The organism is Bacillus sp. S14(2024) (assembly GCF_050473785.1).
Taxonomy (GTDB): Bacteria; Bacillota; Bacilli; order Bacillales; family Bacillaceae_G; genus Bacillus_A; species Bacillus_A yunxiaonensis.
The window spans coordinates 4,330,216-4,351,505 of record NZ_JBFLUP010000006.1; the positions used below are offsets into that span (position 1 = coordinate 4,330,216).

The window sequence follows — 21,290 nt, forward strand, 5'->3', positions numbered from 1 at the left end:
AACGAAACATTTATAAAAAATGGGCGCTCGTATGACGAGCAAACCCATTTAGTCTATTAACCTATTAATCTTCTTTCTTAGAAGCTGCCACCTCTTCACGAGTTTGGCGAGATGTTTTCGTATAATGTAAAATAAATGTAGCACCAAATGCAATAACTAAAATCATAAAGAACATCCAATGCGGCATTTCAATATGAAATACAGAAAGGAACATTTTTACAGCAATAATTGCAATTAATATATACGCTGTCGTTTCAAGCTCTGGAACACGTTCTAGTAATCTTAAAAATACACCTGCAATACCACGCATCATTAAAATTCCAAGCATTCCGCCAAGAAGCAGAATCCATACTTCATTTGAAACACCAAATGCCGCAAGAACGCTATCTACAGAGAACGCGATATCCATTAGTTCGACCATTACAACCGTTCCCCAGAACATGCCAAACATTCTAAATAGCACACTATCTTTCTTCATACCATGAGCTTCTTCGTCTTCTTCATTTCCTTTAGATTTATCAATGAAGTGTTTCAAAGAAAGCCATGCAAGGTAAAGAGCACCAAACACTTTTACCCACCATAATTTAATTAAGTACATACCAATTCCGATGGCAATAAAACGGAATGCATAAGCACCAATAAGTCCATAAAATAATGCTTTTTTACGCTTTTCTTCTGGAAGATGTTTTACCATAACAGCTAATACAAGTGCGTTATCAGCAGATAGCAATCCTTCCAAAACAACAAGCGTACCAATTAATCCCCAAGATACTGGATCTGTTAATACTTTTACCCACATATCTAGATCAAAGAATTGGGCATACGTATTAAGGATTCCATGTAAAATCTCCATATTGTTGTTGACTCCTATTCTGTTTTAAATTTCTAAAAAGCGGAAAAGAAGGAAACGAAATTCGCTTCCTTCTTACGCATCCAAGCCGTACGCTCTTACAAGCGCACCTAATCCACCTTGGAAGCCGCTTCCGACAGCATTAAACTTCCACTGTCCATTATGACGGTATAATTCACAAAAGACAACTGCTGTTTCGATGGAGAAATCTTCCCCTAAATCATAGCGAAGCACTTCTTCATTTGTTTCTTCGTTAGTTAAACGAACAAATGCATTGGCAACTTGTCCAAAGTTTTGGCGGCGCCCCTCTGCATCATAAATCGTAACTGTAATAGCAATACGATGTACATCCGCTGGTACTTTATTTAAATCGACAACTAATTGCTCATCATCGCCTTCACCTTCTCCAGTTCGGTTATCACCTGTATGTGTCACAGAACCACAAGGAGATTGTAAATTGTTATAAAAGATAAAGTCTGTTTCTTTCGTACATTTACCTTCTTGATTTAATAAGAACGCGGATGCATCTAAATCGTAATCAGCTCCACCGTCATATTGTTTAATATCCCAGCCAAGACCAATAATTGCTTTTGTAAGGCCTGGGCTTGTCTTACCTAAATCAATTTTTTGTCCTTTTTGTAACTGAATAACCATATCCATCCACCTCTATTTACATAGATTCTTTACTCTACATCTAAACCAAAGTTTTTACATAAAGCTGCTAATCCGCCTTGGAAACCACTGCCAATCGCATTGAACTTCCAATCGTTGTTATGACGATATAATTCACCTACTACAACCGCTGTTTCAATCGAGAAATCTTCACCTAAATCATAACGAATCAGCTCTGTGTTTTTCTCTTCATCTAAAATGCGAACAAAGGAGTTAGATACTTGTCCAAAGTTTTGACGACGACCTTCTCCATCATAAATTGTAATTGTAAAACAAATACGTTCAATATGCGCAGGAACATTTTTCAAATCAACTTTGATTGTTTCATCGTCCCCTTCGCCATCTCCTGTACGATTATCACCTAAATGCTGTACGGAACCATTTGCTCCAGTTGGATTGTTATAGAAAACAAAATCTTCTCCTCCGCCAACTTTACCGCTTGCACCAACTAAGAAAATACTTACATCTAAATCAAAATCAGCTTGTCCATCATATTTATTTGTATCCCAGCCAAGACCAACAATTACTTTTGAAAGACCTGGATTTGTTTTCGTTAAATCTACTTTTTGTCCTTTTTGTAATGAAATAGCTGCCATATATAGCGCCTCCTTAGAGATTATTGATAACGCGTTACAATTTCGCTTAAGTTTTTAGCTTGTGCTCCGTCTCCAATTGCAGAGAATTTCCATTCACCGTTATCACGATATATTTCACCAGCAATTAGCGTCGTCTTTCCGCCGTAGTTATCAGTTAAATTATAACGTACTAACTCTTCATTTGTTTGTGGATTTTGAATACGAATATACGCATTGCGAATCATTCCAAAGTCTTGACGACGGTTCACACAATCATAAATATTTACAACAAATATTAAGCGGTTTACTCTAGATGGAACTTTTGATAATTCCACAAAGATCGTTTCATCATCGCCCGCTCCTTCACCCGTTAAATTATCCCCCGAATGAATAATACTTCCGCAAGAAGATAATTTATTTCCAAAATAAATAAGGTCATTTTTATGTAAAAAGCGATCATTTTCAAGCATAATTACAGATGCATCACAGTCAATATTTGGCTTACTTCCAAATAATGAAGATAAAAATCCACCTGATTTTTCAATTGGATCCCAGCCCAAGCCAACTTGTAACTTTGTTAAACCAGGTTTTCCTTTCGTTAAATCGATCTTCTGTCCTTTTTCTAAAATAATAGGCATGAAGTCTCTTCCTTTCTACAAGTCACTTTCCACTTAGGAAAATATTGTATTCTTTCTTTATATTGTAGCATTTTTCATAGATTGAGAAAAAGAATAATTTTTTAATTATACGAAAACACCTATTTGATTTCATCGCACCGATGTAAGAAGTGCGAGAATTTCTATTTTACTAATCATATAAGATGTAAACCCATGAATTGTCCAACAATTGGACTTTGCGTTGTTAGTTGTTCGCGTATATTTAAATTCATTGTATTTACTGTCGCTGTGCTTTCTTCTTGTGCAAAAGCATGTGTGGAAATAAGAGATGCCGCTGTTACTATAAATGTACCGCTTTCCATCTATTTAATTATCTATTATAATATCAGGATTATAATATTCTAAGTTCACCCCTTCTCATACTTTCTTATCTAATATTTTAACATACATACTGCTATCCCTTGTGTTTGAAAAATGTTAAGAATCTATGAACCAATACATAAAGTGAAACTTTAATCAGTGGAGGGTCTCTTCATCCCCCACTGATTATCAGCCCCCACCAATCGGGCTTTTACGGACAGTTTATCTCCCACCTAACCTCTTTAGAAAAGCGGAAGCGGCTCAATCAGAATCGCAGGACGCCCGCGCCTAAGGCAGAGAGGCGCTTTTTGCCTCGCCCGAGGGGGCGAAACGACCGGAGATTCCAGCCGCTAGAGCTGGACAATGCTTTGACCGAATTTTGAGGTGGGAGTATTACTGCCCGCAAATAGCGGGGCAAATTCACATCAAGAAAATACACCATACAATATTGAAAAAGGCTGGCATTTTGCCAACCTTTTTTACTTTTAATAGATCCAGTCACCTATTCTTTAATACGCTTTGCCCCAATACACCATATGCTTCGCATCTTTCTCACAGCATACACATTGTTTAGCTAATTCCTCTTGTTCAAATGGCATACAACGTGATGTAACGCCTGCTTCTTCTTTCAACTTTTCTTCACAAGCAAGACTTCCGCACCACATTGCTTTAATAAACCCTTGCTTTTCTGCTGCAACTCGTTTCATTTCTTCAAAAGTAGTAGCTGTATATGTTTTTTCTTCACGGAGTGCTTTTGCTTTTTCAAATAAAGACTGCTGAATATCATCAAGTAATGTTGTAATACGTTCTTCTAATTCGTTTATAGATACAAATTCTTTCTCTTTTGTATCACGACGTACAAGAACAACTTGATTTTTTTCAATATCTTTCGGTCCTACTTCTAAGCGAATTGGTACTCCCTTCATCTCATATTCATTAAACTTCCAGCCTGGTGTTTTGTTGCTTGCATCCATTTTCACACGCGCAACTTTTTGAATACGAGTCTGAAGCTCAGCTGCCTTTTCTAACACGCCTTCTTTATGCTGGGCAATTGGTACAATCATCACTTGTGTTGGCGCAATCTTTGGTGGTAATACAAGTCCGTTATTATCGCTGTGTACCATAATAAGACCGCCGATCATTCTCGTTGATACACCCCAAGATGTTTGATGTGCATACTGCCATTTCCCATTTCGATCTAAAAACTTAATATCGAATGCTTCTGTAAAGTTAGTACCAAAATTATGTGATGTACCTGTTTGCAGTGCCTTACCATCATGCATTAAACTTTCGATTGTATAAGTTGCTTTAGCTCCTGCAAACTTTTCCTTCTCTGTTTTCTGACCTTTTATAACTGGAATAGCTAAATACTCTTCACAAAACGACGCATATATATTTAAAATATTAAGCGTTTCTTGCTGTGATTCTTCCGCTGTCTCATGAATTGTATGACCTTCTTGCCATAAAAATTCAGTTGTGCGTAAGAATGGACGCGTTGTTTTTTCCCAACGTACAACGGAACACCATTGGTTATACAGCTTTGGTAAATCATTATACGACTGAACAATTTTCGAAAAATGCTCACAGAATAACGTTTCTGATGTTGGACGAACGCAAAGACGCTCTGCTAATTCTTCACTTCCTCCATGTGTAACCCATGCTACTTCTGGTGCAAAACCTTCCACATGATCTTTCTCTTTTTGAAGTAAACTTTCTGGAATAAACATTGGCATATACACATTTTCATGCCCTGTTTCTTTTAACTTTTCATCCATTACTTTTTGAATGTTTTCCCAAAGGGCATATCCATGCGGACGTAAAATCATACATCCTTTTACACTTGAATAATCAATAAGCTCAGCTTTTTTTACGATATCGGTATACCACTGTGCGAAATCTTCTTCCATTTTTGTAATGGCTTGTACTTGTTCTTTTCCCATCTACTTTTCCTCCTTCAAAAAAATAAAAAAAGCCCGTGCCCCTATAATAGGGACCGAGCTTTTGCCGGCGTTACCACCCTGATTCATATACAACATGTATATGCTCTCTTGTTTGATAACGGGAATATCCCGCTGCATATGCAGAACTCAAAGGCAGGTTCCATATTGTCTTTTAAGAATCTCTCAGCCACTGGATTCTCTCTCTGCAAAAAGATTGAACATGTACTAATCCTTTTTCATCGTCATAACGATATAAATTTGTTGATTATCATAATACACACTTTGCTGTAAAGCAATAATTAATTTTCTGATTCTTATATATTCTTTTCATTTTGTTTTGTTTTATACTTGTATTATATATATCTATCTCGAAAAAATTTCACGATCTGATGAATTAACATCCCAATAATTGTTCCAATCAGAATAAAAAAACATAGGAAACCATATGCCATACCTTCCCATCCACCAATGAAAAACAATGTGAGTAAAAAACAAACGAAACAAATTATAATCACAATAAGTCCAAAGGTAAAGTCAAACGAACGATTTGGAAAGCTTTTTCGTAACATGAATGAAATGAGAAAAACAACAACTGTCGTGACAATACTACTCATTAAAAAAATTCCCATTATCTTCCCTCCCATAAATACATTATATGTTAATTGATCAAAAAATTTAAAAAATACTTTCTTCTAAATGGGAGTATTTATAATCAAGTATTAATAGTAATATATAAAAATAGGTTTTAGAACTTCCGGAGGTATTTTCTATGAACAAGTCCCTACCAAAACATGTTATTGTTTTATCTTTTGATTGTTTATCAGCTTTAGATTTTCCTATATTACAAAACCTTCCTCACTTCCGTTCTTTACTAAAACGTGGTGCATACGCTGAAAAAGTTGAAAGTATTTATCCATCCGTTACATATCCAAGTCATGCAACGATTGTGACAGGAAATTATCCTGCAAAACATGGTGTTGTAAACAATACACTGCTGCAACCCGGTAAAGAATCACCCGACTGGCACTGGTACCGCCGTTCTATTAAAGGAACGACCCTTTATGATGAAGCGCGAAAAGCAAACTTAAAAACAGCTGCACTTCTATGGCCTGTCACAGGAAAAGCAAAAATTGATTACAACATGCCAGAAATTTTCCCAAATCGGCCATGGCAAAATCAAGTACTCGTCTCATTATTCAGCGGGAGTCCATTGTATCAACTAGAGTTAAATCAACGTTTTGGTCATATCCGGAATGGTTTGTCACAACCAGAGCTAGATGATTTTGTCCTCGCTTCTGCAATACACACAATTCAAACGAAAAAACCAAATCTTATGTTTGTTCATTTTACTGATTTAGATACACAGCGCCATTACCATGGATTTTCTTCTGAAGAAACAGTAGCAGCGATTCATCGCCACGACAAACGTCTAGGTGCAATTGTTGAAGCGTTAAAAGAAAGCGGTATGTACGAAGAAACAACCATCATTGCACTCGGGGATCATAGCGCATTAGATGAACATAAGGCCATTCAATTAAATGTCCTATTGCGTGAAAAGGGGTTCCTTACTGTGAATAAAAAAGGGGAAGTAACAAATTGGAAAGCTTATTGTCAAAGCTGTGACGGTTCAGCATATGTATACGTAAAAGATAAAAATGATACAGAAACAATTGGAAGTTTACACCGTTTACTGCAAGAAATTATGCAAGATAAGCAAAACGGCATAGAATTTCTATTAACCGATGAAGAAGCAAAAGATCGCGGAGCTGATGGGAATTGCCTCTTTATGCTTGAAGCTCGAGAAGGGTATTACTTTTTAGAAAATCATACTGGAGACCTTATAAGAGAGATTACAAGAGAAGATGTAACCTCTAATAAAAAATATACGTTTGGTACCCATGGCTATTCTCCATCAAAACCAAATTACGAAACTATTTTCGTGGCAGCCGGTAAAGGAATTCGTCAAGGCACCATTATTCCGCACATGCGACTTATTGATGAAGGTCCTACAATTGCAAGATTGCTTGGATTACATCTTGGTGACACAGATGGAACTGTTATAGAAGAGTTATTACAAATGTAAAGTTATGTAAAAAATATGTAAACATTCAATTCGTTTCTCTTTTTTATAAACGCCTTTTTGTACAATAACATTAGATTAGTTGAGGGAGGAACATATATGAAAAAAATGTCCAGGCAGGAAAAAAGCTGGATATTATATGACTGGGCAAACTCAGTGTATTCACTTGTTATTACAACTGCTGTATTTCCAATCTACTTTAAAGCAGCCGCTAAGGAAATTGGACTTGCAGGTACAACATCAACTGCATATTGGGGGTATGCAAATTCCTTTGCGACACTTCTTGTGTCTATACTCGCTCCTATTCTTGGTACGATTGCTGATTATAAAGGATTTAAGAAACGTTTCTTCACATTCTTTTTCCTGTTAGGCATTATTTTTACAGGTATGTTGGCAGTAGTGCCAACTTCGCAGTGGATTCTCTTACTTTGCTGCTATATGCTCGCTTTAATTGGATTTGCAGGATCAAATATTTTTTACGATGCTTTTTTAATAGATGTGACGACAGAGGACCGAATGAACCGTGTTTCAACACGCGGCTTTGCCCTTGGCTATATCGGAAGTACAATTCCATTTATCGGCTGCATGGCTCTTATTATTCTTTCCCAAAAAAGTATCATCCCATTATCAGTCGGCGTGGCAAGCCAAATTTCATTCGCAATTACAGCGCTTTGGTGGGGACTCTTTACAATTCCTATGTTAAAAAATGTAGAACAACGCTATTATATCGAACGTGATCCAAATCCTGTTGTGACAAGCTTTAAACGCCTTGCTTATACATTTAAAAATATCCGTCAATACCGAACAGTTTTTTTCTTCCTCCTTGCCTATTTCTTCTACATTGATGGAGTCGACACAATCATTACAATGTCAACAGCATATGGAACAGACCTTGGGATTAGTGCAACAAATTTATTAATTATTTTATTTGCTACACAAATCGTCGCCTGCCCATTTGCATTATTATATGGTAAGTTGTCTGAAACATTTACCGGCAAGAAAATGCTATATGTTGGTATTATTATTTATATTATTATTTGCACGTACGCTTATTTCCTAAAAACAACGCTGGATTTCTGGATTTTAGCGATGCTCGTTGCTACTTCACAAGGTGGTATTCAAGCGTTAAGCCGCTCCTATTTTGCAAAGCTCATCCCGAAAGAATCTGCAAACGAATTCTTTGGATTTTATAACATATTTGGTAAATTCGCTGCCATTATGGGGCCTGTTCTCGTCGGTGTCACAACGCAATTAACAGGTAAAACAAACGCTGGCGTGTTAAGTATTATCATATTATTTATTATCGGTGGATTTCTATTAACACGCGTACCAGAGAGCTCTTCTGCTTCTGTAACAGAACCTTCTCAAAAACCAGAGACATTATAATCAAACGCTCTCCCATATAAATGGGGAGAGCGTTTTTATCTTTTACCCTTCTTGTGCTTGTGTCATTTTCATTCGAAGTACCGGTAAAACAGCTGCTAAACCTAATACCGCCGCTATGCTAAATACGATTACGAGCGAAGTTGTCTCCTTCAATATTCCTCCTAGCGAAACACCGATTAACAGCGTACTCATGAATAGCGGTAATACCGTTCCATTTACCCGGCCAATCATGTTCTCATCTACAAGTTGAATCATAAACGTTCCGACTACGATATTGACACAAGCTAAACAAATTCCTGTTATAAAACGCATGCATACTGTAATCCAAAACGAAGTCGAAAATCCTTCTACAACAAATGAAACAGCTAAAATCATTATTCCAAAAACAAGCAAGTGCTTCTGCCTTACTTTTGCAGCAACCATAGCTGCCACGCCGCCCCCAATTAACATTCCAATGCCATCCGCTGCAGTTAAATATTGAACAGCTTCTTTCTCCATTCCTAACCGCTCCACAACGAGAAAGATTTCAAGCGGTTGTACTAAACCTGATGCCAAACCAATGATCGAAAAAGTAGCCGCCAACATTCGTAAAGGATTCGAACGTAGCACATACAACCAACCTTCTTTTATATCATTCCATAATGAAGATTGCCTCACCTCTTTATCTTTCATCCACCCTGGCAGAAATGAAAGACAAAGAGCTGATAAAGCAAAAATAATGATTAAGCTGTAGAGTGATGCAAATAAACCGAGCTGTGTATATACGAATGTTCCTACAACTGGACCAAAGATCAAGAACAATGCTTGTAAACTTTGAGATATAGCAATGGCTGCACTAACATGTTCCTCTTCAACATGATGTTTAAAAACGCGTGAAGTTGCTGGCTGTGAAAATTGGCTGACGACCGCTGATACAAATGTTGCAGCAAATAACGCTTGCCAATACCCAATATTTAACAAGAAAACAATCATAACGATAGATAGTGCACTTAATATATCCCCTGTAATCATTGTTCGCTTTGGATTCCATCGATCAGCCAAGGCACCTCCAACAAATGAAAAGATGAAGATAGGAGCATATTCCATAACAGACAATATAGAAACAGCAACAGGATCATTATTTGTCTGCTCCATAACAAAAAACAAAAGCGCCATATTTCGGATCCAAATCGCAAATTGTTGTAAAATATCAGAAGCAATTACAAGCAGAAACACTCGATTTTTTAACAAAGCATTCATCAATATCTCCCCCTTTATTAAACCGACCGTTCAGTCTAATTTGTTTCAAAAGAAAAGCTGCTGACATTACGATCCAGCTGCCATTCCCTGTAATAAAACATCAATTGCCTTTTTATAAATCCGTTTCATTTCCCCTGCATTCATTTCATAATATAATGGTCCAAGCCCAGCTAACAGACCGTTCACAACGTACATGAGATCATTTACATCGTCTTGGCGAAATTCACCTGATGCCATTCCTTCTTCAACTAGCTTCTTGAAAATGCTATACGATTCACGAGTTAAGGCTATCATTTCATCCATTATATCTTTCCTTACAACTTGACTCGTTAGAAATTCTTCAATTGTGCTAGAAATTGGGTTTTGGACATCTTCCACATAATATTCAGCAAGGCCATATAGCTTTTCCGTACTTGTATGATACTGTTTTTCTTTTTCGGCCCACTTTTCCAGCCAATCATACGTATGCTGCTTCACTACAAATAAAAACAATTCTTCTTTACTTTTAAAGTGATAGTAAATACTGCCCTTACTCCGTTCAGTAACTTCACAAATGTCTTCCATAGATGTTGCTGCATACCCTGTTTTTGAAAATAGTTCTTCTGCTTTATAAGCAATTTCTCTTTTAATTTCTTCAGCACTCTTTCTCATTATTGCACCTCACTAAACCGACCGTTCAGTCTAATTTTAATGAAATTACATCTTCCTTACAAGAGGCAATTTTCTTATTTAGGGTCATTATATAGAACTATCTTTCTACACTTAATTGCTACTTTGCATGAACGCTGGTACTGGGCCTTATAGTATAAGATACAATTCTGTTAGAGATATATGCATTTTATGCTCTTTTTTACACCAGAACCTAAATAACTGTTCTTTTTCCATACTAATCACACACCTTCTGTAAAGTAATAATATCGGTATGTCCAAGATTTATACAAAAAGAAGTTCCTCTTTTCTGAAAAATGAATATAAATTCAAAATTGATAATAAATATCCTAAAGAGATTTTATATTTCTTTTATTTATTCCTTTACATATGCATGAATCATTTATTATAACAGTTTTCCCGTCTAAAATAAGATGTTTCGACAAAGGAAAGTAGAAGTATCTTTGTAATAGTCTTCTCATATAATTGATGTGTTAACCAAAGGAAAACTGTATTATTATTTTCTTTCTACTAACTAATACAGATTCAAATAATGGGCACAATTGCTATATGCCAGGTGTAATTTATTATCTATTCAAGATTCTGTTTATTCAATCTTTCTAAAAATAAAAAAATCTTATAACTCATAAATATGCAAGCTATAATGAGGGCGTCAGGAGATAATCTATTACCTGCAGAGAAAATATCAAACCAGGTTCTGGTGCAAAAATTCTAAGCTTCTAAAATTGGACATACTGATACGCTTCCTTTTGTAATCAGAAAAGGAATTTTATTTAACATAAAACTGGAAGCGTTACCATCCGAATCTTATATTCTGATTTTTGGAACAAATGGAGTTGTAGAAAATAAAAGCCGGAACATATTTTGAATTGGACATTCTAATAACTTAGATTCAACTGCAGTTAAAAACAATACATTATGGGGGCTTATTTGTTAAATACAAAAGTTGTTTTGATGTGATTGGGCCAATATCCCTAAGCCTTAAAAAAAGACGTAAGAATAAGATACAAGGAGGAATCATTATATGAATGGGAATACTGCAAAAAACATAGAATTTCAAGCTGAAAATACTGCAGTAAAAAATGAGAAATATCCAGACCCTAAAAAGTGGCATAAACAGGATACTACCTGGGCATTGAGTCTTTTTGGAACAGCAATTGGAGCAGGAGTACTCTTTTTACCAATTAATGCAGGTTCAGGTGGTTTATTATCATTACTGCTAATTACCATACTTGCATTTCCTGTTATGTATTACTCACATAGGGCGCTTGCTAAAATGATATACGCTTCCAATTCTGCTGATGAGGGGATTACAGGTACAATAAGAGAGTATTTCGGAAATAAGGCAGGTATAACTTTTAACATTGTATATTTCGTCTCAATTTATACGATCGTACTGATGTACTCGGTTGCACTTACAAATACTGCAAGTAGTTTTATCGTGAATCAATTGCACATGGCGGAGCCTCCAAGGGCCATTTTATCGCTTGTATTAGTACTCGGTCTTATAGCTATACTAAATTTTGGTCAAGATATCACTGTAAAGATAATGAGCATGCTAGTATATCCTTTCATAGCTTCTCTACTTTTTATCGCAATATCTTTAATTCCAAAATGGAATACGTCAATGCTTAGTTTTTCAAGTGTTTCTAATGCTTCAACAGGCACAGGATATTTTGGAACGATATTGATGATACTACCAATCATAGTATTCTCGTTCAATCATTCGCCTATGATTTCATCATTTGTTATGAAACAGAGAGCTACCTATGGAATAGACGCTACTGATGCCAAATGTGCTCAAATACAAAAAGCTTGTTATATCATGACATTCGCTGTTGTTATGTTCTTTGTTTGGAGCAGCACATTGAGTTTAACTCCAGCTGATCTTATAAAGGCAAAAGAAGAGAACTTATCAATTCTATCATATCTTGCTAATGAGCTTAATTCGCCTGTAATCACTATTGCAGCTCCTCTTATTGCTTTTACGGCTATAACAAAGTCCTTCCTTGGCCATTATATAGGAGCATATGAGGTAATGCGTGACATGATTATCAAGGTCGGTAAAAAACGCGGAAAAAATATGGGAGAAAAAACAGTTAAGACAATGATCCTTACTTTTGTTGTATTAACATGCTGGTATGTTGCTTATGCAAATCCAAGTATTCTTGGAATCATTGATGCCCTTAGTGGTCCGTTAGTTGCTGCTATCTTATGTCTATTACCAATGTATGCGATCCATAAAGTACCAGTACTAGCTAAATACAAAGGGAAAGCGAGCAATGTATTTGTCATTATTATAGGTATACTTACTGTCCTAGCAAGTATTAAGTCATTATTCTAATTCACTATTGTTGGTTCTGGTGCAAAGTTTCCTAGCGGAATTGAATTTTATGTTGTTCAACCAAAGAAATCATGGATAAGATATATCTATTTTTGGACAAACTTCTCACCTTGGGGAGTTTGTCCTTTTTTGATTATATGCATAACTTCTATTCCAGTAATCATTTTTTTAGTTGTTTGCAATGATTTTAATCCAAGCATATTGGGGTGCCGCTCCATGTCCATCAAGCTAATATTTTGAAATGAGAATTTAGCGCATTTTTTGCGTTTTGGGGAACAACCAATTTCTTAAGTTGATGGGTATGTAAGGTGACCCCTATTTAAGAAAACATCTTGTCAATCCAATTATGAATCGCATACAGTTTTCCTATTTTTAACGCTACCTTAAATAAAACAACGCTTATCCCTACTAAAGCAAATGCAATTATTTTCCCTTTATTTTTTACTTTCGGCTTTTTTTCCATTCTATATCCCCTCTTTATATCTATTTATCCTTATTAAGTGATGATAATTCCCTTATTAATCAAACGTTTGTTTAATATATTTCACAAGACTTTACCCTAACTAATCAAACGTTTGTTTAAATTTCAAAATAAGAAATGCGCCCTTTCAGACGCATTTCCATATTCACTTCAATCGCCACCACAACTTCCACCATCTCCGCCATCTCCACCAAAAGAACTATCGCAATCCCCTGAACCCTCACTAGGTCCTGCGAAAAAAAATGGTGTAGCAGTATACGCTGTACTATCTGTTGCATCGGATTTATATTGCTTCCGTACCCGTTTTCTTTCATTAGATGCAATTACTTTTACAATAATCCAAAACAATACAATAAAAAGCACAGTGCCTACTAATAATTCCATTCTAAAATCCCCCTTTTACTACTCAATTATTTGTAGAATACGATTTATATTCTCCAAAGAAATGAAACGAGATTCTCGTAATATCTCTTTTCCACTATGAAATAGTAAAACAGTTGGTGCAGTAAACACTAAATACTGTCCTGAAATTTCCCTCATATCCTCTAATGAAACAACAACTCTTTCCACATTCGAATGATGTTCGAGTAATTGTGTTATTTTTTCGAGCATAACGTCGCATACACCGCAATCTTCAGTTTTAATAAATAATAATAATAATGGTTGTTGTTCAATATATGTTGTTAGTTCTTCTATATTTGAGAATTGCTTCATACAAATCCCTCTTACATGAATTTTTGAAATATCTTTTTACGATATATACCAAATACTGCTGTTTCTTTTAACTTACGTCTTTCCATAACTTGCTGAAAACGAAGCGATTTTGCTGTTAATTCTTCTTGCAGTCGTTCTCGTTCCATACCATCGTGACAGCAAGCAATTAAGTCCTCAATTTTTAACATATCTTTTTGTAACTGCATTTCTTCAGGAATCATGCCAGCATTTTTTAAGATTTTATAACTTATACGAAGCTCTTCTGGTATCATTGACAAATCTTCTAATTCAAGAGGCTTTCCTTTCCCTGGAAGATCTTCAAAATCACCTTTTTCCACTGCTTGACGAATGCGTTCTTCAGCAATAATTGAAAAGATATCCATACCATCACATCCTCGGATGTATTCAAGTTCTTTTCTATATTTTATGTTCAAAGATTAATTCATGCTTAAAGCTTTCTTCCCCATGTAATTATAACTATTAATAAAGCTTGATTTACTTACCTTCGCTCCCTTACCTCTTCGAAGAGGATCATTGAAGTATACATAGTTATCATCATATCCAGTTACTAACACTGCATGCATATCAAAATCAGCATTTATAACTTTACCAGATAAAGTTTTCCATGTTTTTGGTGCTACTGGATACGAAAAAGATGCTGTAATCCATGTTACAACCGGCTTTCCTTCTTCTAATAAACGCTCAATTCTAGAGAAGTCAGAACCAGTTAAATTAATACCGCTGCTTGTATAACGATCTAGTACAGTCTTTAATGGTGCCGGATCAATGGAATATCCTCTAGAAGCACCTGTTACATCACCAACAAAACCAACTGCAGGATCTCCCCATGTATAGATTTGACCATTCGGTCCTGTTTGAATTGGTGTTCGATCTACTGGCAATTGCATAGCAAGTGTCATTTTATTCGCATTATAGCCGTGATACTGTAACATCATTGTCATAGAAACTACTTCACAGCCATTCTTCAATTCAGGATTTTGGAAGATTTGCGGTGCGTCTAAATATGCATAACCTGTTTTCATAACTCCATCTTCATACAAGTAATACCACTTGCCGCCATCCCATATCCAGCCGGTAGCCATTGCACCGGTGTTCTGTAAGTAATACCATTTCCCGCCATTCCATAACCAGCCTGTTTGCATAGCGCCATTACTCGCTAAATAAAACCAATTATCTCCGTACTTTAACCAACCAACTGCCATCGCTCCGCTATTATGTAGGTAATACCATGTATCTCCATCTTTTGCCCAACCTGTTGCCATTGCACCGCTGTTCTGCAAGTAATACCATGTACCTCCATCTTTTATCCAGCCTGTTGCCATTGCACCGCTGTTCTGCAAGTAATACCACGTACTTCCATCTTTTATCCAGCCCGTCGCCATTGTTCCGTCGTTCTGTAAGTAGTACCATGCATCTCCATCTTTTATCCAGCCTGTTGCCATTACTCCGTTGTTATTTAAGTAATACCGTGCACTTCCGTCTTTTATCCAGCCTGTTGCCATTGCTCCATTGTTATTTAAGTAATACCATGCGCTTCCGTCTTTTACCCAGCCTGTTGTCATTGTCCCATCATTTTTACTTAAGTAATACCACGTATTTTGATCCTTAATCCAGCCTACTTGGCGTACTCCTGTTTCTGGATGAAAGTAGTATCGTTTGTTGTCAATATCCTTCCATCCTGTCGCCATTGCTCCATCATTTTCACTTAAGTAATACCACGTATTTTGATCCTTAATCCAGCCTACTTGGCGTATCCCTGTTTCCGGATGAAAATAATATCGTTTATTATCAATATCCTTCCATCCTTTTACCATCTCATTATTTGTATAATAATACCAGTTATTATTTTCTTGAACCCACCCATTCTTAATTTGCTCCTGGGAGTTAGAACCCTCTACTTGTTTTTTTGAAATTTCTTCAGTTGTTTCGTTTGTTACTTTACTAGATGGAGTCGATGTAGTCTGCTGTTTTAATGATTTATCTTCTTCTGATACACCTTGCTCCTGTTGCACATCACTCTTTTTCTCAACAACTTTTTCATTTTGTGTCTTCTCTACTACTTCCCCAGTAGTATTTCCTTGTTTACTCGTATCGTTTGTTGTTATTGTAGAGCTTTCTTCTTTTTGCAGTACAATAGGTGTTTGATCTACTTTCATTTCTTCTGCATGTGCGAAACTATTTATTGGAGATACTAATAGACTAGTAGCTACACATAGAGCTGCAATTCTTCGATTCATTTTTCTAAATTCTCCTCACCCTAAATTTTCATACAATATATTAAAAGCACTAGCTATTAATATACTAATCAAAACTACTACTTTTCTCTAGACTTAATAGTGGCTAAAAAACAAAAACATCCCTAGTAAATACTTATTAACTAAAATAATGTTTGTCTCTATCATACAACAATTATTGGAAAAACAGTTAAAGCGTTTACAAAAAAATATCCTGCATGAACGGACAGTAAGACCCCCACCTCAAGATTCAGAGAGAAACAAAGAAAATAAGTGTGGGATACCCCCCCCACACTTATGAAAACTTTACTTTATTTTATACTTTCACACCATTCTTGCACTTTCCAAACTTGCGTCACCCATTCTTCATAAAAATCTGGCTCATGAGAAACAAGTAGCACCGTTCCTTCATATTGCATGAGAGCTTCCTTAAGTGCTTCCTTTGCTCGAACATCTAAATGGTTAGTCGGTTCATCTAAAACGAGTATATTACTTTCTGTTAACATCAATTCACATAAACGTACTTTCGTTTGTTCTCCACCGCTTAATGAGCAAAGCTGCTGTCCAATATGTTCTTCTGTTAAACCACATCTTGCTAGAGCTTGCCGAACTTCTTTTTGCGTCATATCAGGCCTTATTGACCGTACTTCCTCAAGCGGTGTTTGTTCTGAAGCAAACTCTTCTTGTGCAAAATAAGCTGGATTTACTCGTTCCCCTATTTTCACACTTCCGGTTAAAGGCTGCAAATGTCCCAGTAATGTTTTTAACATTGTTGTTTTTCCAATGCCGTTATAGCCAACAATCGCAATCTTTTCACCGCGCTTTACTAGTAAATCAATTGGCGGGAATAGAGGCTCTGTATAGCCAATTTGCATATCCTTTGCCTCCAAAATCCGGCTCACAGGATCACAGTGAACATGAAACATAAAACGCGGCTGCAATACAGAAGTTGGTTTTCCGATCTTATTTATTTTTTCCAATACTTTTTCGCGGCTTTTTGCCTGTTTTGCTTTACGAATTTTATTCTTTTGAATAAAGTTCTTTAACTTTCCAATTTCTCTTTGCTGCCTATCATACGCCGCTTGTAATTGCTGTTTATTTTGTTCATAGCTTGTTATAAATGTTTGATAATTACCTATATAACGTTTCATTCCTTTATGCTCTAAATGATAAATTACATTGGTAATTTCATTTAAAAACCTTTCATCATGCGAAACCACAATGTAAGCATGCTTATAATTTTTCAAATATCCTATAAGCCACTCAATGTGCACGTTATCAAGATAGTTTGTTGGTTCATCAAGTAATAAAACTTGCGGCTCTTCTAATAACAATTTTCCTAATAATAGTTTTGTTCGTTGACCGCCGCTTAGTTTTTCTACCTCACGATCCATACCAAGTGCTAAAATCCCTAATCCCGCAGCAACTTCCTCTATTTTCGCATCAATATGATAAAAATCAGAATGCTCTAGTATACTTTGTAACTCCCCGTATTGTACTAACAATTGCTCAAGGTTATCTCCTGCTGTCGCCATTTTATCAGCTACTTGCCGCATATTACACTCGATATCATACAAGTGGGCAAAAGCTGTTTGTAAATATTTCATAATAGTTGTTCCAGCTTGTAAATCAATATACTGCTGCAAAAAACCGATATTTACATGAGGGAACCATTCAACCCTTCCTGCATCAGGAAGTAACTCTCCTGCTAATATACGCAGTAATGTAGATTTCCCTGCTCCGTTGCTTCCTACAAGGCCAACGCGCTCACCTCGAAGTAAGCGAAAACAAATGTTTTGAAAGATTATTTTATCCCCGTACATATGGGTAACATTTTCAACTGATAACATACTCATTTTACTCTCTCCTTTTCGCTTTACATACAAAGCCAAACGAGAGAACAGCATGATACAGGCCATATTCAATTAGCTGAACATAAAAATGGATAAGGCGAACACACCTTACCCATTACAATTCATTATCGTAAAAAAGGAATAAGGTTCTTTATCTACTGTCTTCCGGTTGGCTTTTAATCAAAAATTGGGCATACTTCTCCCTTATCAAGCCAAAACCATTTGAAGAACAGTTGATAAAGTCATCTTATCCTTTCACTCCTTTTGAAATCATTATTTTCTCATAATAATAGTATAAACCAAGCTTTTATATCATATTCTTCATTTTTCTTTTTGTTCCTGCACCCAAAAGAAAAAACTCTTAACAAATTAGACTTGTTAAGAGTTTTTTCGTCTATTTCTTCATATAAGGAGCCAATATTTTTAATATCTCTGTTTTATCTTCTTTTAATTCTACTGACGTTAACATGTCCATTGTTCGAGGTCGCGGCAAATTCACTTTGACTTCTCCAACAATTGTTGATGGTTGCTGCGACATAATGAAAACACGATCTGATAACAAAATGGCTTCATCTAAATCATGCGTAACCATAATGATGGTTTGCTTTCCTTTTTGCCATGATTCTAGCAGCCAGCTATGCACTTCCATTTTTGTAAATGCATCTAATTTCCCAAAGGGCTCATCAAGCAGCATAATTGGTTTATCACATAAATACGTACGTAAAAAGCTAACCCGCTGCCGCATACCACCTGATAAAGCATCTGGATAATGATTTGCATATTCATCAAGTCCAAATTGCTCTAGTGCCTCCATCCCAGCTTCTAATCGTTTTCTTTTTGACTGCCCTTCAATTTCTAAAGGTAACACAATATTATGAAGAGCAGAACGCCACGGAAGTAGAAGATCTTGCTGCGGCATATAGCTAACAATATCTCGATTCATAACAGATTGATTTTCGTAAAATACATCTCCCTCATTCGCTCGCTCAATTCCAGCAATAATGTTTAATAATGTACTTTTTCCGCAACCACTTGGCCCAACAAAGGACACAAATTCTCCATCCTGAATTGAGACATTCATATGTTCTAGCACTGTTTTCCCATCAAATGTTTTCGTAACGTCTTTTACTTGTAATCCGCTCATTTTTCGCTTGGAAGGAATTCATTAGTAAAGGCTGCCTTTACATCAATTTTCTTTTTAATGACCTTATTGTCATATAAGAAATTCATATAATTGCTCCACACTTCTTCCTTCTGTACTCCCCACGCTTTCGCATCATCTTGATATTTCGTACTTAACCATTTTTGACTTTCTTGTACTAACTCTTTATTAATATCAGGTACATTTTTAATTAAAATATCCGCCGCTTCTTTCGGTTCCTTAATTGCAAAGTTGTAACCATCTGTTGTCGCTTTCATAAATTTCTTCACAAAGTCTTTGTCTTGTTTTGCGTGTTTTTCACTCGTAATAATAACAGGGCTGTAATAATCTAATGCTGGATCTAAATCTTTTACCATAATAGTGTTTAGTTCAATGCCTTTTCTCTTTGCTTCAATACCATCCCAGCCATAATAGATCCACTCAAAATCAGCATCGCGGCCGATAGATTTAAAGAAATCAGTTTGTCCAAGTACAACATTCTTTACTTTACTATAGTCTGCTTGTTGCTTATCCATAATCGTTTTCAATGTTGCTTCTTCTGCTGGTCCACCCCAGCCGCCATATCTTTTTCCTTCAAACGCCTTTGGCGATGTTATATTATCTTTTTTTAGAGATGCAAACGCAGATGTATTATGTTGAATAATTGCACCAATTGATACAACTGGAACGTTTTCTTCACGTGCTATCGTTACGTTTTCTTGGTAGCTTACACCAAAATCAGCTTTTCCGGATGCAACCATTTGTTCAACAGAAGTATTATCACCCGGCTGAATAATTTCTACATCTAACCCTTGTTTTTTATAGTAATCTTTCGTCTTTGCTACATATAAACCAGTATGATTTGTATTCGGAAACCAATCCAATACCACTGTTACTTTTTTCTCTTTACTCTCCGCTTTCTTTTCTGCCGAGCAACCTGCAAATGAAAATAGTAGAGAAGCTGCTAATAGCATTTTTAATCCTTTTTTCATTTTCTCTCATCCTTCCTGTAAATCCATGGTGCTGTTAGTCTTGCCACCAATTCAACAATAAAATACAACAATAACGTTACACCGACAATAACAGCAGCTATTCCAAATACACGTGCTGTTAAAAAGGATTTTGTCGCCCTTGTCAGCATAACCCCTAGCCCTTCACTTGCACCAAGCCATTCTCCAATAATAGCTCCCATTACGCTATACGTAACTGCAATTTTTAATCCAGAAAAAAAGTATGGCAATACTGCTGGAAATTTCACTTTTTGATATACTTGCCACTTGCTTGCTCGCATTGTTTGAAGCAATTTTAGCATTGCTTTATCTACCGTTTGAAAACCTTCTAAAATACTAAGTGCGATTGGAAAGAAGCATACGAGAATAACAACCATTACTTTTGGCAGCATTCCATAGCCAAACCAAATAATAAATAAAGGTGCTAGCACGACAATCGGAATCGTTTGTGAAATCACTAATAACGGATTAATTAAAACACGGAATAATGGGATGACATCCATAATAATTGCAATACTCGTTCCAAGTACAATCGCAAAAAATAATCCGATTAAAACTTCTTGCAGCGTCTGCATTGTATTCGGAAGTAGTAAATCTTTCATTTGTATAAGTTCACTTACAATCGCAGAAGGCTTCGGTAAAATCCACGGTTCAATATGAAATACTGACACAGCCCCTTCCCATATTGCAACGAGGAGGAGAAGCCAAATTGTTGTAATCGCTATATTAGATCGTTTCTGTTTTTTCATATTCTTCACGATACTTCCATACTTTTTCATCAATCGTTACACCTGTGCTTGGACGATAATGAATTTTAATAGAAGTAATGACTTCTTCCGCCCCATCATCTATGCAAGCTTGCTGCGCACGTTTAATAATATCAAGAAGCTCATCTAATTCCCCTTCCATCGTTGTTTCCATCGCACCAACCTCATAGCGTACACCAGATTGCTGAACAACCTCAATCGCTTTATCTACAACTGAATATACATCTTTCATCTTTGCTTGTGGTACTACTGAAAATGAAATCGTAACTTGCTGTGACATACTAAATTCCTCCTTATATAAAGTAAAATTTGTGTAAAAAGAAAAGGCTTTCCTGCC

The 21,290-nt window shown here is 36.1% G+C and carries 22 protein-coding genes, 1 pseudogene and 1 other annotated feature; of the genes and pseudogenes, 3 read left to right on the top strand and 20 right to left on the bottom strand.

From position 1 onward, the window contains the following. Positions 1-64 precede the first annotated feature (64 nt). The 7 genes from AB1279_RS21925 to AB1279_RS21955 all read right to left on the bottom strand — a co-directional run bounded on the left by AB1279_RS21925 (position 65) and on the right by AB1279_RS21955 (position 5,643). Positions 65-853 (bottom strand): TerC family protein, encoded by a 789-nt coding sequence (locus AB1279_RS21925; RefSeq protein WP_429760940.1) that lies wholly within the window; start codon positions 851-853, stop codon positions 65-67. A 72-nt stretch (positions 854-925) separates the two neighbouring features. After that, positions 926-1,504 (bottom strand): TerD family protein, encoded by a 579-nt coding sequence (locus AB1279_RS21930; protein WP_429752535.1) that lies wholly within the window; start codon positions 1,502-1,504, stop codon positions 926-928. 29 nt (positions 1,505-1,533) lie between these two features. Further along, a complete protein-coding gene (locus AB1279_RS21935; RefSeq protein WP_429760941.1) occupies positions 1,534-2,118 on the bottom strand; it encodes a TerD family protein in 585 nt (194 codons plus the stop codon). Between the two features lie 20 nt (positions 2,119-2,138). Beyond that, complete coding sequence (locus AB1279_RS21940) at positions 2,139-2,735, bottom strand: TerD family protein (protein ID WP_429760943.1); 597 nt, start codon at positions 2,733-2,735, stop codon at positions 2,139-2,141. 173 nt (positions 2,736-2,908) lie between these two features. Then, complete coding sequence (locus AB1279_RS21945) at positions 2,909-3,076, bottom strand: hypothetical protein (protein WP_429760944.1); 168 nt, start codon at positions 3,074-3,076, stop codon at positions 2,909-2,911. Between the two features lie 507 nt (positions 3,077-3,583). Continuing rightward, on the bottom strand, positions 3,584-5,014 hold the full coding sequence (gene proS / locus AB1279_RS21950; RefSeq protein WP_429752541.1) for a proline--tRNA ligase: 1,431 nt from the start codon (positions 5,012-5,014) through the stop codon (positions 3,584-3,586). 45 nt (positions 5,015-5,059) lie between these two features. Beyond that, positions 5,060-5,263: a binding site (T-box leader), on the bottom strand. A gap of 104 nt (positions 5,264-5,367) precedes the next feature. After that, a complete protein-coding gene (locus AB1279_RS21955) occupies positions 5,368-5,643 on the bottom strand; it encodes a YesK-like family protein (RefSeq protein WP_429760945.1) in 276 nt (91 codons plus the stop codon). A gap of 140 nt (positions 5,644-5,783) precedes the next feature. Between AB1279_RS21955 and AB1279_RS21960 the strand changes: the two genes are divergently transcribed. Both AB1279_RS21960 and AB1279_RS21965 read left to right on the top strand, forming a co-directional pair. Beyond that, entirely contained in the window at positions 5,784-7,097 is a 1,314-nt protein-coding gene (locus AB1279_RS21960) for an alkaline phosphatase family protein (RefSeq protein WP_429760947.1), read from the top strand. A 96-nt stretch (positions 7,098-7,193) separates the two neighbouring features. Further along, positions 7,194-8,480: an MFS transporter gene (locus AB1279_RS21965; RefSeq protein WP_429752547.1), complete on the top strand. Its 1,287-nt coding sequence runs from the start codon at positions 7,194-7,196 to the stop codon at positions 8,478-8,480. 42 nt (positions 8,481-8,522) lie between these two features. Here AB1279_RS21965 and AB1279_RS21970 read toward each other — a convergent pair whose 3' ends face one another. Continuing rightward, a complete protein-coding gene (locus tag AB1279_RS21970) occupies positions 8,523-9,719 on the bottom strand; it encodes an MFS transporter (protein WP_429760949.1) in 1,197 nt (398 codons plus the stop codon). A gap of 66 nt (positions 9,720-9,785) precedes the next feature. After that, positions 9,786-10,370: a TetR family transcriptional regulator C-terminal domain-containing protein gene (locus AB1279_RS21975; RefSeq protein WP_429752550.1), complete on the bottom strand. Its 585-nt coding sequence runs from the start codon at positions 10,368-10,370 to the stop codon at positions 9,786-9,788. 1,042 nt (positions 10,371-11,412) lie between these two features. Between AB1279_RS21975 and AB1279_RS21980 the strand changes: the two genes are divergently transcribed. Continuing rightward, positions 11,413-12,732, top strand: a complete 1,320-nt coding sequence (locus tag AB1279_RS21980) for an amino acid permease (RefSeq protein WP_429760951.1) — start codon at positions 11,413-11,415, stop codon at positions 12,730-12,732. An 86-nt stretch (positions 12,733-12,818) separates the two neighbouring features. Here the strand turns inward: AB1279_RS21980 and AB1279_RS21985 are convergent. From AB1279_RS21985 to AB1279_RS22035, 11 genes and pseudogenes are all read right to left on the bottom strand, one after another. Beyond that, a pseudogene (locus AB1279_RS21985) lies at positions 12,819-12,947 on the bottom strand (IS6 family transposase); the annotation flags it as partial. A gap of 104 nt (positions 12,948-13,051) precedes the next feature. Beyond that, positions 13,052-13,195 carry a histidine kinase gene (locus AB1279_RS21990; RefSeq protein WP_429760953.1) on the bottom strand — a complete coding sequence of 48 codons (144 nt, stop codon included), beginning with the start codon at positions 13,193-13,195 and terminating at the stop codon, positions 13,052-13,054. A gap of 168 nt (positions 13,196-13,363) precedes the next feature. Next, positions 13,364-13,597, bottom strand: coding sequence for a hypothetical protein (locus tag AB1279_RS21995; RefSeq protein WP_429760955.1), 234 nt, complete (start codon positions 13,595-13,597; stop codon positions 13,364-13,366). Between the two features lie 18 nt (positions 13,598-13,615). Further along, positions 13,616-13,927, bottom strand: coding sequence for a thioredoxin family protein (locus AB1279_RS22000; RefSeq protein ID WP_429752556.1), 312 nt, complete (start codon positions 13,925-13,927; stop codon positions 13,616-13,618). Between the two features lie 11 nt (positions 13,928-13,938). Continuing rightward, positions 13,939-14,310, bottom strand: a complete 372-nt coding sequence (locus AB1279_RS22005) for a DUF1992 domain-containing protein (protein ID WP_429760957.1) — start codon at positions 14,308-14,310, stop codon at positions 13,939-13,941. A 54-nt stretch (positions 14,311-14,364) separates the two neighbouring features. Beyond that, positions 14,365-16,185, bottom strand: coding sequence for a C39 family peptidase (locus AB1279_RS22010; protein ID WP_429760959.1), 1,821 nt, complete (start codon positions 16,183-16,185; stop codon positions 14,365-14,367). Between the two features lie 308 nt (positions 16,186-16,493). Further along, a complete protein-coding gene (locus AB1279_RS22015; RefSeq protein WP_429760961.1) occupies positions 16,494-18,038 on the bottom strand; it encodes an ABC-F family ATP-binding cassette domain-containing protein in 1,545 nt (514 codons plus the stop codon). A 391-nt stretch (positions 18,039-18,429) separates the two neighbouring features. After that, the gene (locus tag AB1279_RS22020) at positions 18,430-19,179 is read right to left on the bottom strand and encodes an ABC transporter ATP-binding protein (RefSeq protein WP_429760963.1); all 750 of its coding nucleotides are present in this window, start codon (positions 19,177-19,179) and stop codon (positions 18,430-18,432) included. Then, positions 19,176-20,168 carry an ABC transporter substrate-binding protein gene (locus tag AB1279_RS22025; RefSeq protein WP_429752564.1) on the bottom strand — a complete coding sequence of 331 codons (993 nt, stop codon included), beginning with the start codon at positions 20,166-20,168 and terminating at the stop codon, positions 19,176-19,178. Before AB1279_RS22025 ends, AB1279_RS22020 begins: the two co-directional genes overlap by 4 nt. Then, positions 20,165-20,965, bottom strand: coding sequence for an ABC transporter permease (locus AB1279_RS22030; RefSeq protein WP_429760965.1), 801 nt, complete (start codon positions 20,963-20,965; stop codon positions 20,165-20,167). Before AB1279_RS22030 ends, AB1279_RS22025 begins: the two co-directional genes overlap by 4 nt. Beyond that, entirely contained in the window at positions 20,913-21,233 is a 321-nt protein-coding gene (locus AB1279_RS22035; RefSeq protein WP_429752568.1) for an MTH1187 family thiamine-binding protein, read from the bottom strand. The genes AB1279_RS22030 and AB1279_RS22035 overlap by 53 nt, the downstream gene beginning before the upstream one ends. Positions 21,234-21,290: the final 57 nt, after the last annotated feature.

Bases quoted from the DNA above. Each gene is read 5' to 3' on its own strand.
- AB1279_RS21940 (WP_429760943.1), bottom strand. From the start codon at position 2,735: ATGCCTATTATTTTAGAAAAAGGACAGAAGATCGATTTAACGAAAGGA.
- AB1279_RS22000 (WP_429752556.1), bottom strand. From the start codon at position 13,927: ATGAAGCAATTCTCAAATATAGAAGAACTAACAACATATATTGAACAA.
- AB1279_RS21970 (WP_429760949.1), bottom strand. From the start codon at position 9,719: ATGAATGCTTTGTTAAAAAATCGAGTGTTTCTGCTTGTAATTGCTTCT.
- AB1279_RS21990 (WP_429760953.1), bottom strand. From the start codon at position 13,195: ATGGAAAAAAAGCCGAAAGTAAAAAATAAAGGGAAAATAATTGCATTT.
- AB1279_RS22020 (WP_429760963.1), bottom strand. From the start codon at position 19,179: ATGAGCGGATTACAAGTAAAAGACGTTACGAAAACATTTGATGGGAAA.
- AB1279_RS21960 (WP_429760947.1), top strand. From the start codon at position 5,784: ATGAACAAGTCCCTACCAAAACATGTTATTGTTTTATCTTTTGATTGT.
- AB1279_RS21925 (WP_429760940.1), bottom strand. From the start codon at position 853: ATGGAGATTTTACATGGAATCCTTAATACGTATGCCCAATTCTTTGAT.
- AB1279_RS21935 (WP_429760941.1), bottom strand. From the start codon at position 2,118: ATGGCAGCTATTTCATTACAAAAAGGACAAAAAGTAGATTTAACGAAA.
- AB1279_RS21965 (WP_429752547.1), top strand. From the start codon at position 7,194: ATGAAAAAAATGTCCAGGCAGGAAAAAAGCTGGATATTATATGACTGG.
- AB1279_RS21980 (WP_429760951.1), top strand. From the start codon at position 11,413: ATGAATGGGAATACTGCAAAAAACATAGAATTTCAAGCTGAAAATACT.
- AB1279_RS21995 (WP_429760955.1), bottom strand. From the start codon at position 13,597: ATGGAATTATTAGTAGGCACTGTGCTTTTTATTGTATTGTTTTGGATT.
- AB1279_RS22005 (WP_429760957.1), bottom strand. From the start codon at position 14,310: ATGGATATCTTTTCAATTATTGCTGAAGAACGCATTCGTCAAGCAGTG.
- AB1279_RS21955 (WP_429760945.1), bottom strand. From the start codon at position 5,643: ATGGGAATTTTTTTAATGAGTAGTATTGTCACGACAGTTGTTGTTTTT.
- AB1279_RS21930 (WP_429752535.1), bottom strand. From the start codon at position 1,504: ATGGTTATTCAGTTACAAAAAGGACAAAAAATTGATTTAGGTAAGACA.
- AB1279_RS22030 (WP_429760965.1), bottom strand. From the start codon at position 20,965: ATGAAAAAGTATGGAAGTATCGTGAAGAATATGAAAAAACAGAAACGA.
- AB1279_RS21945 (WP_429760944.1), bottom strand. From the start codon at position 3,076: ATGGAAAGCGGTACATTTATAGTAACAGCGGCATCTCTTATTTCCACA.
- AB1279_RS22010 (WP_429760959.1), bottom strand. From the start codon at position 16,185: ATGAATCGAAGAATTGCAGCTCTATGTGTAGCTACTAGTCTATTAGTA.
- AB1279_RS22025 (WP_429752564.1), bottom strand. From the start codon at position 20,168: ATGAAAAAAGGATTAAAAATGCTATTAGCAGCTTCTCTACTATTTTCA.
- AB1279_RS22035 (WP_429752568.1), bottom strand. From the start codon at position 21,233: ATGTCACAGCAAGTTACGATTTCATTTTCAGTAGTACCACAAGCAAAG.
- AB1279_RS22015 (WP_429760961.1), bottom strand. From the start codon at position 18,038: ATGAGTATGTTATCAGTTGAAAATGTTACCCATATGTACGGGGATAAA.
- proS (WP_429752541.1), bottom strand. From the start codon at position 5,014: ATGGGAAAAGAACAAGTACAAGCCATTACAAAAATGGAAGAAGATTTC.
- AB1279_RS21975 (WP_429752550.1), bottom strand. From the start codon at position 10,370: ATGAGAAAGAGTGCTGAAGAAATTAAAAGAGAAATTGCTTATAAAGCA.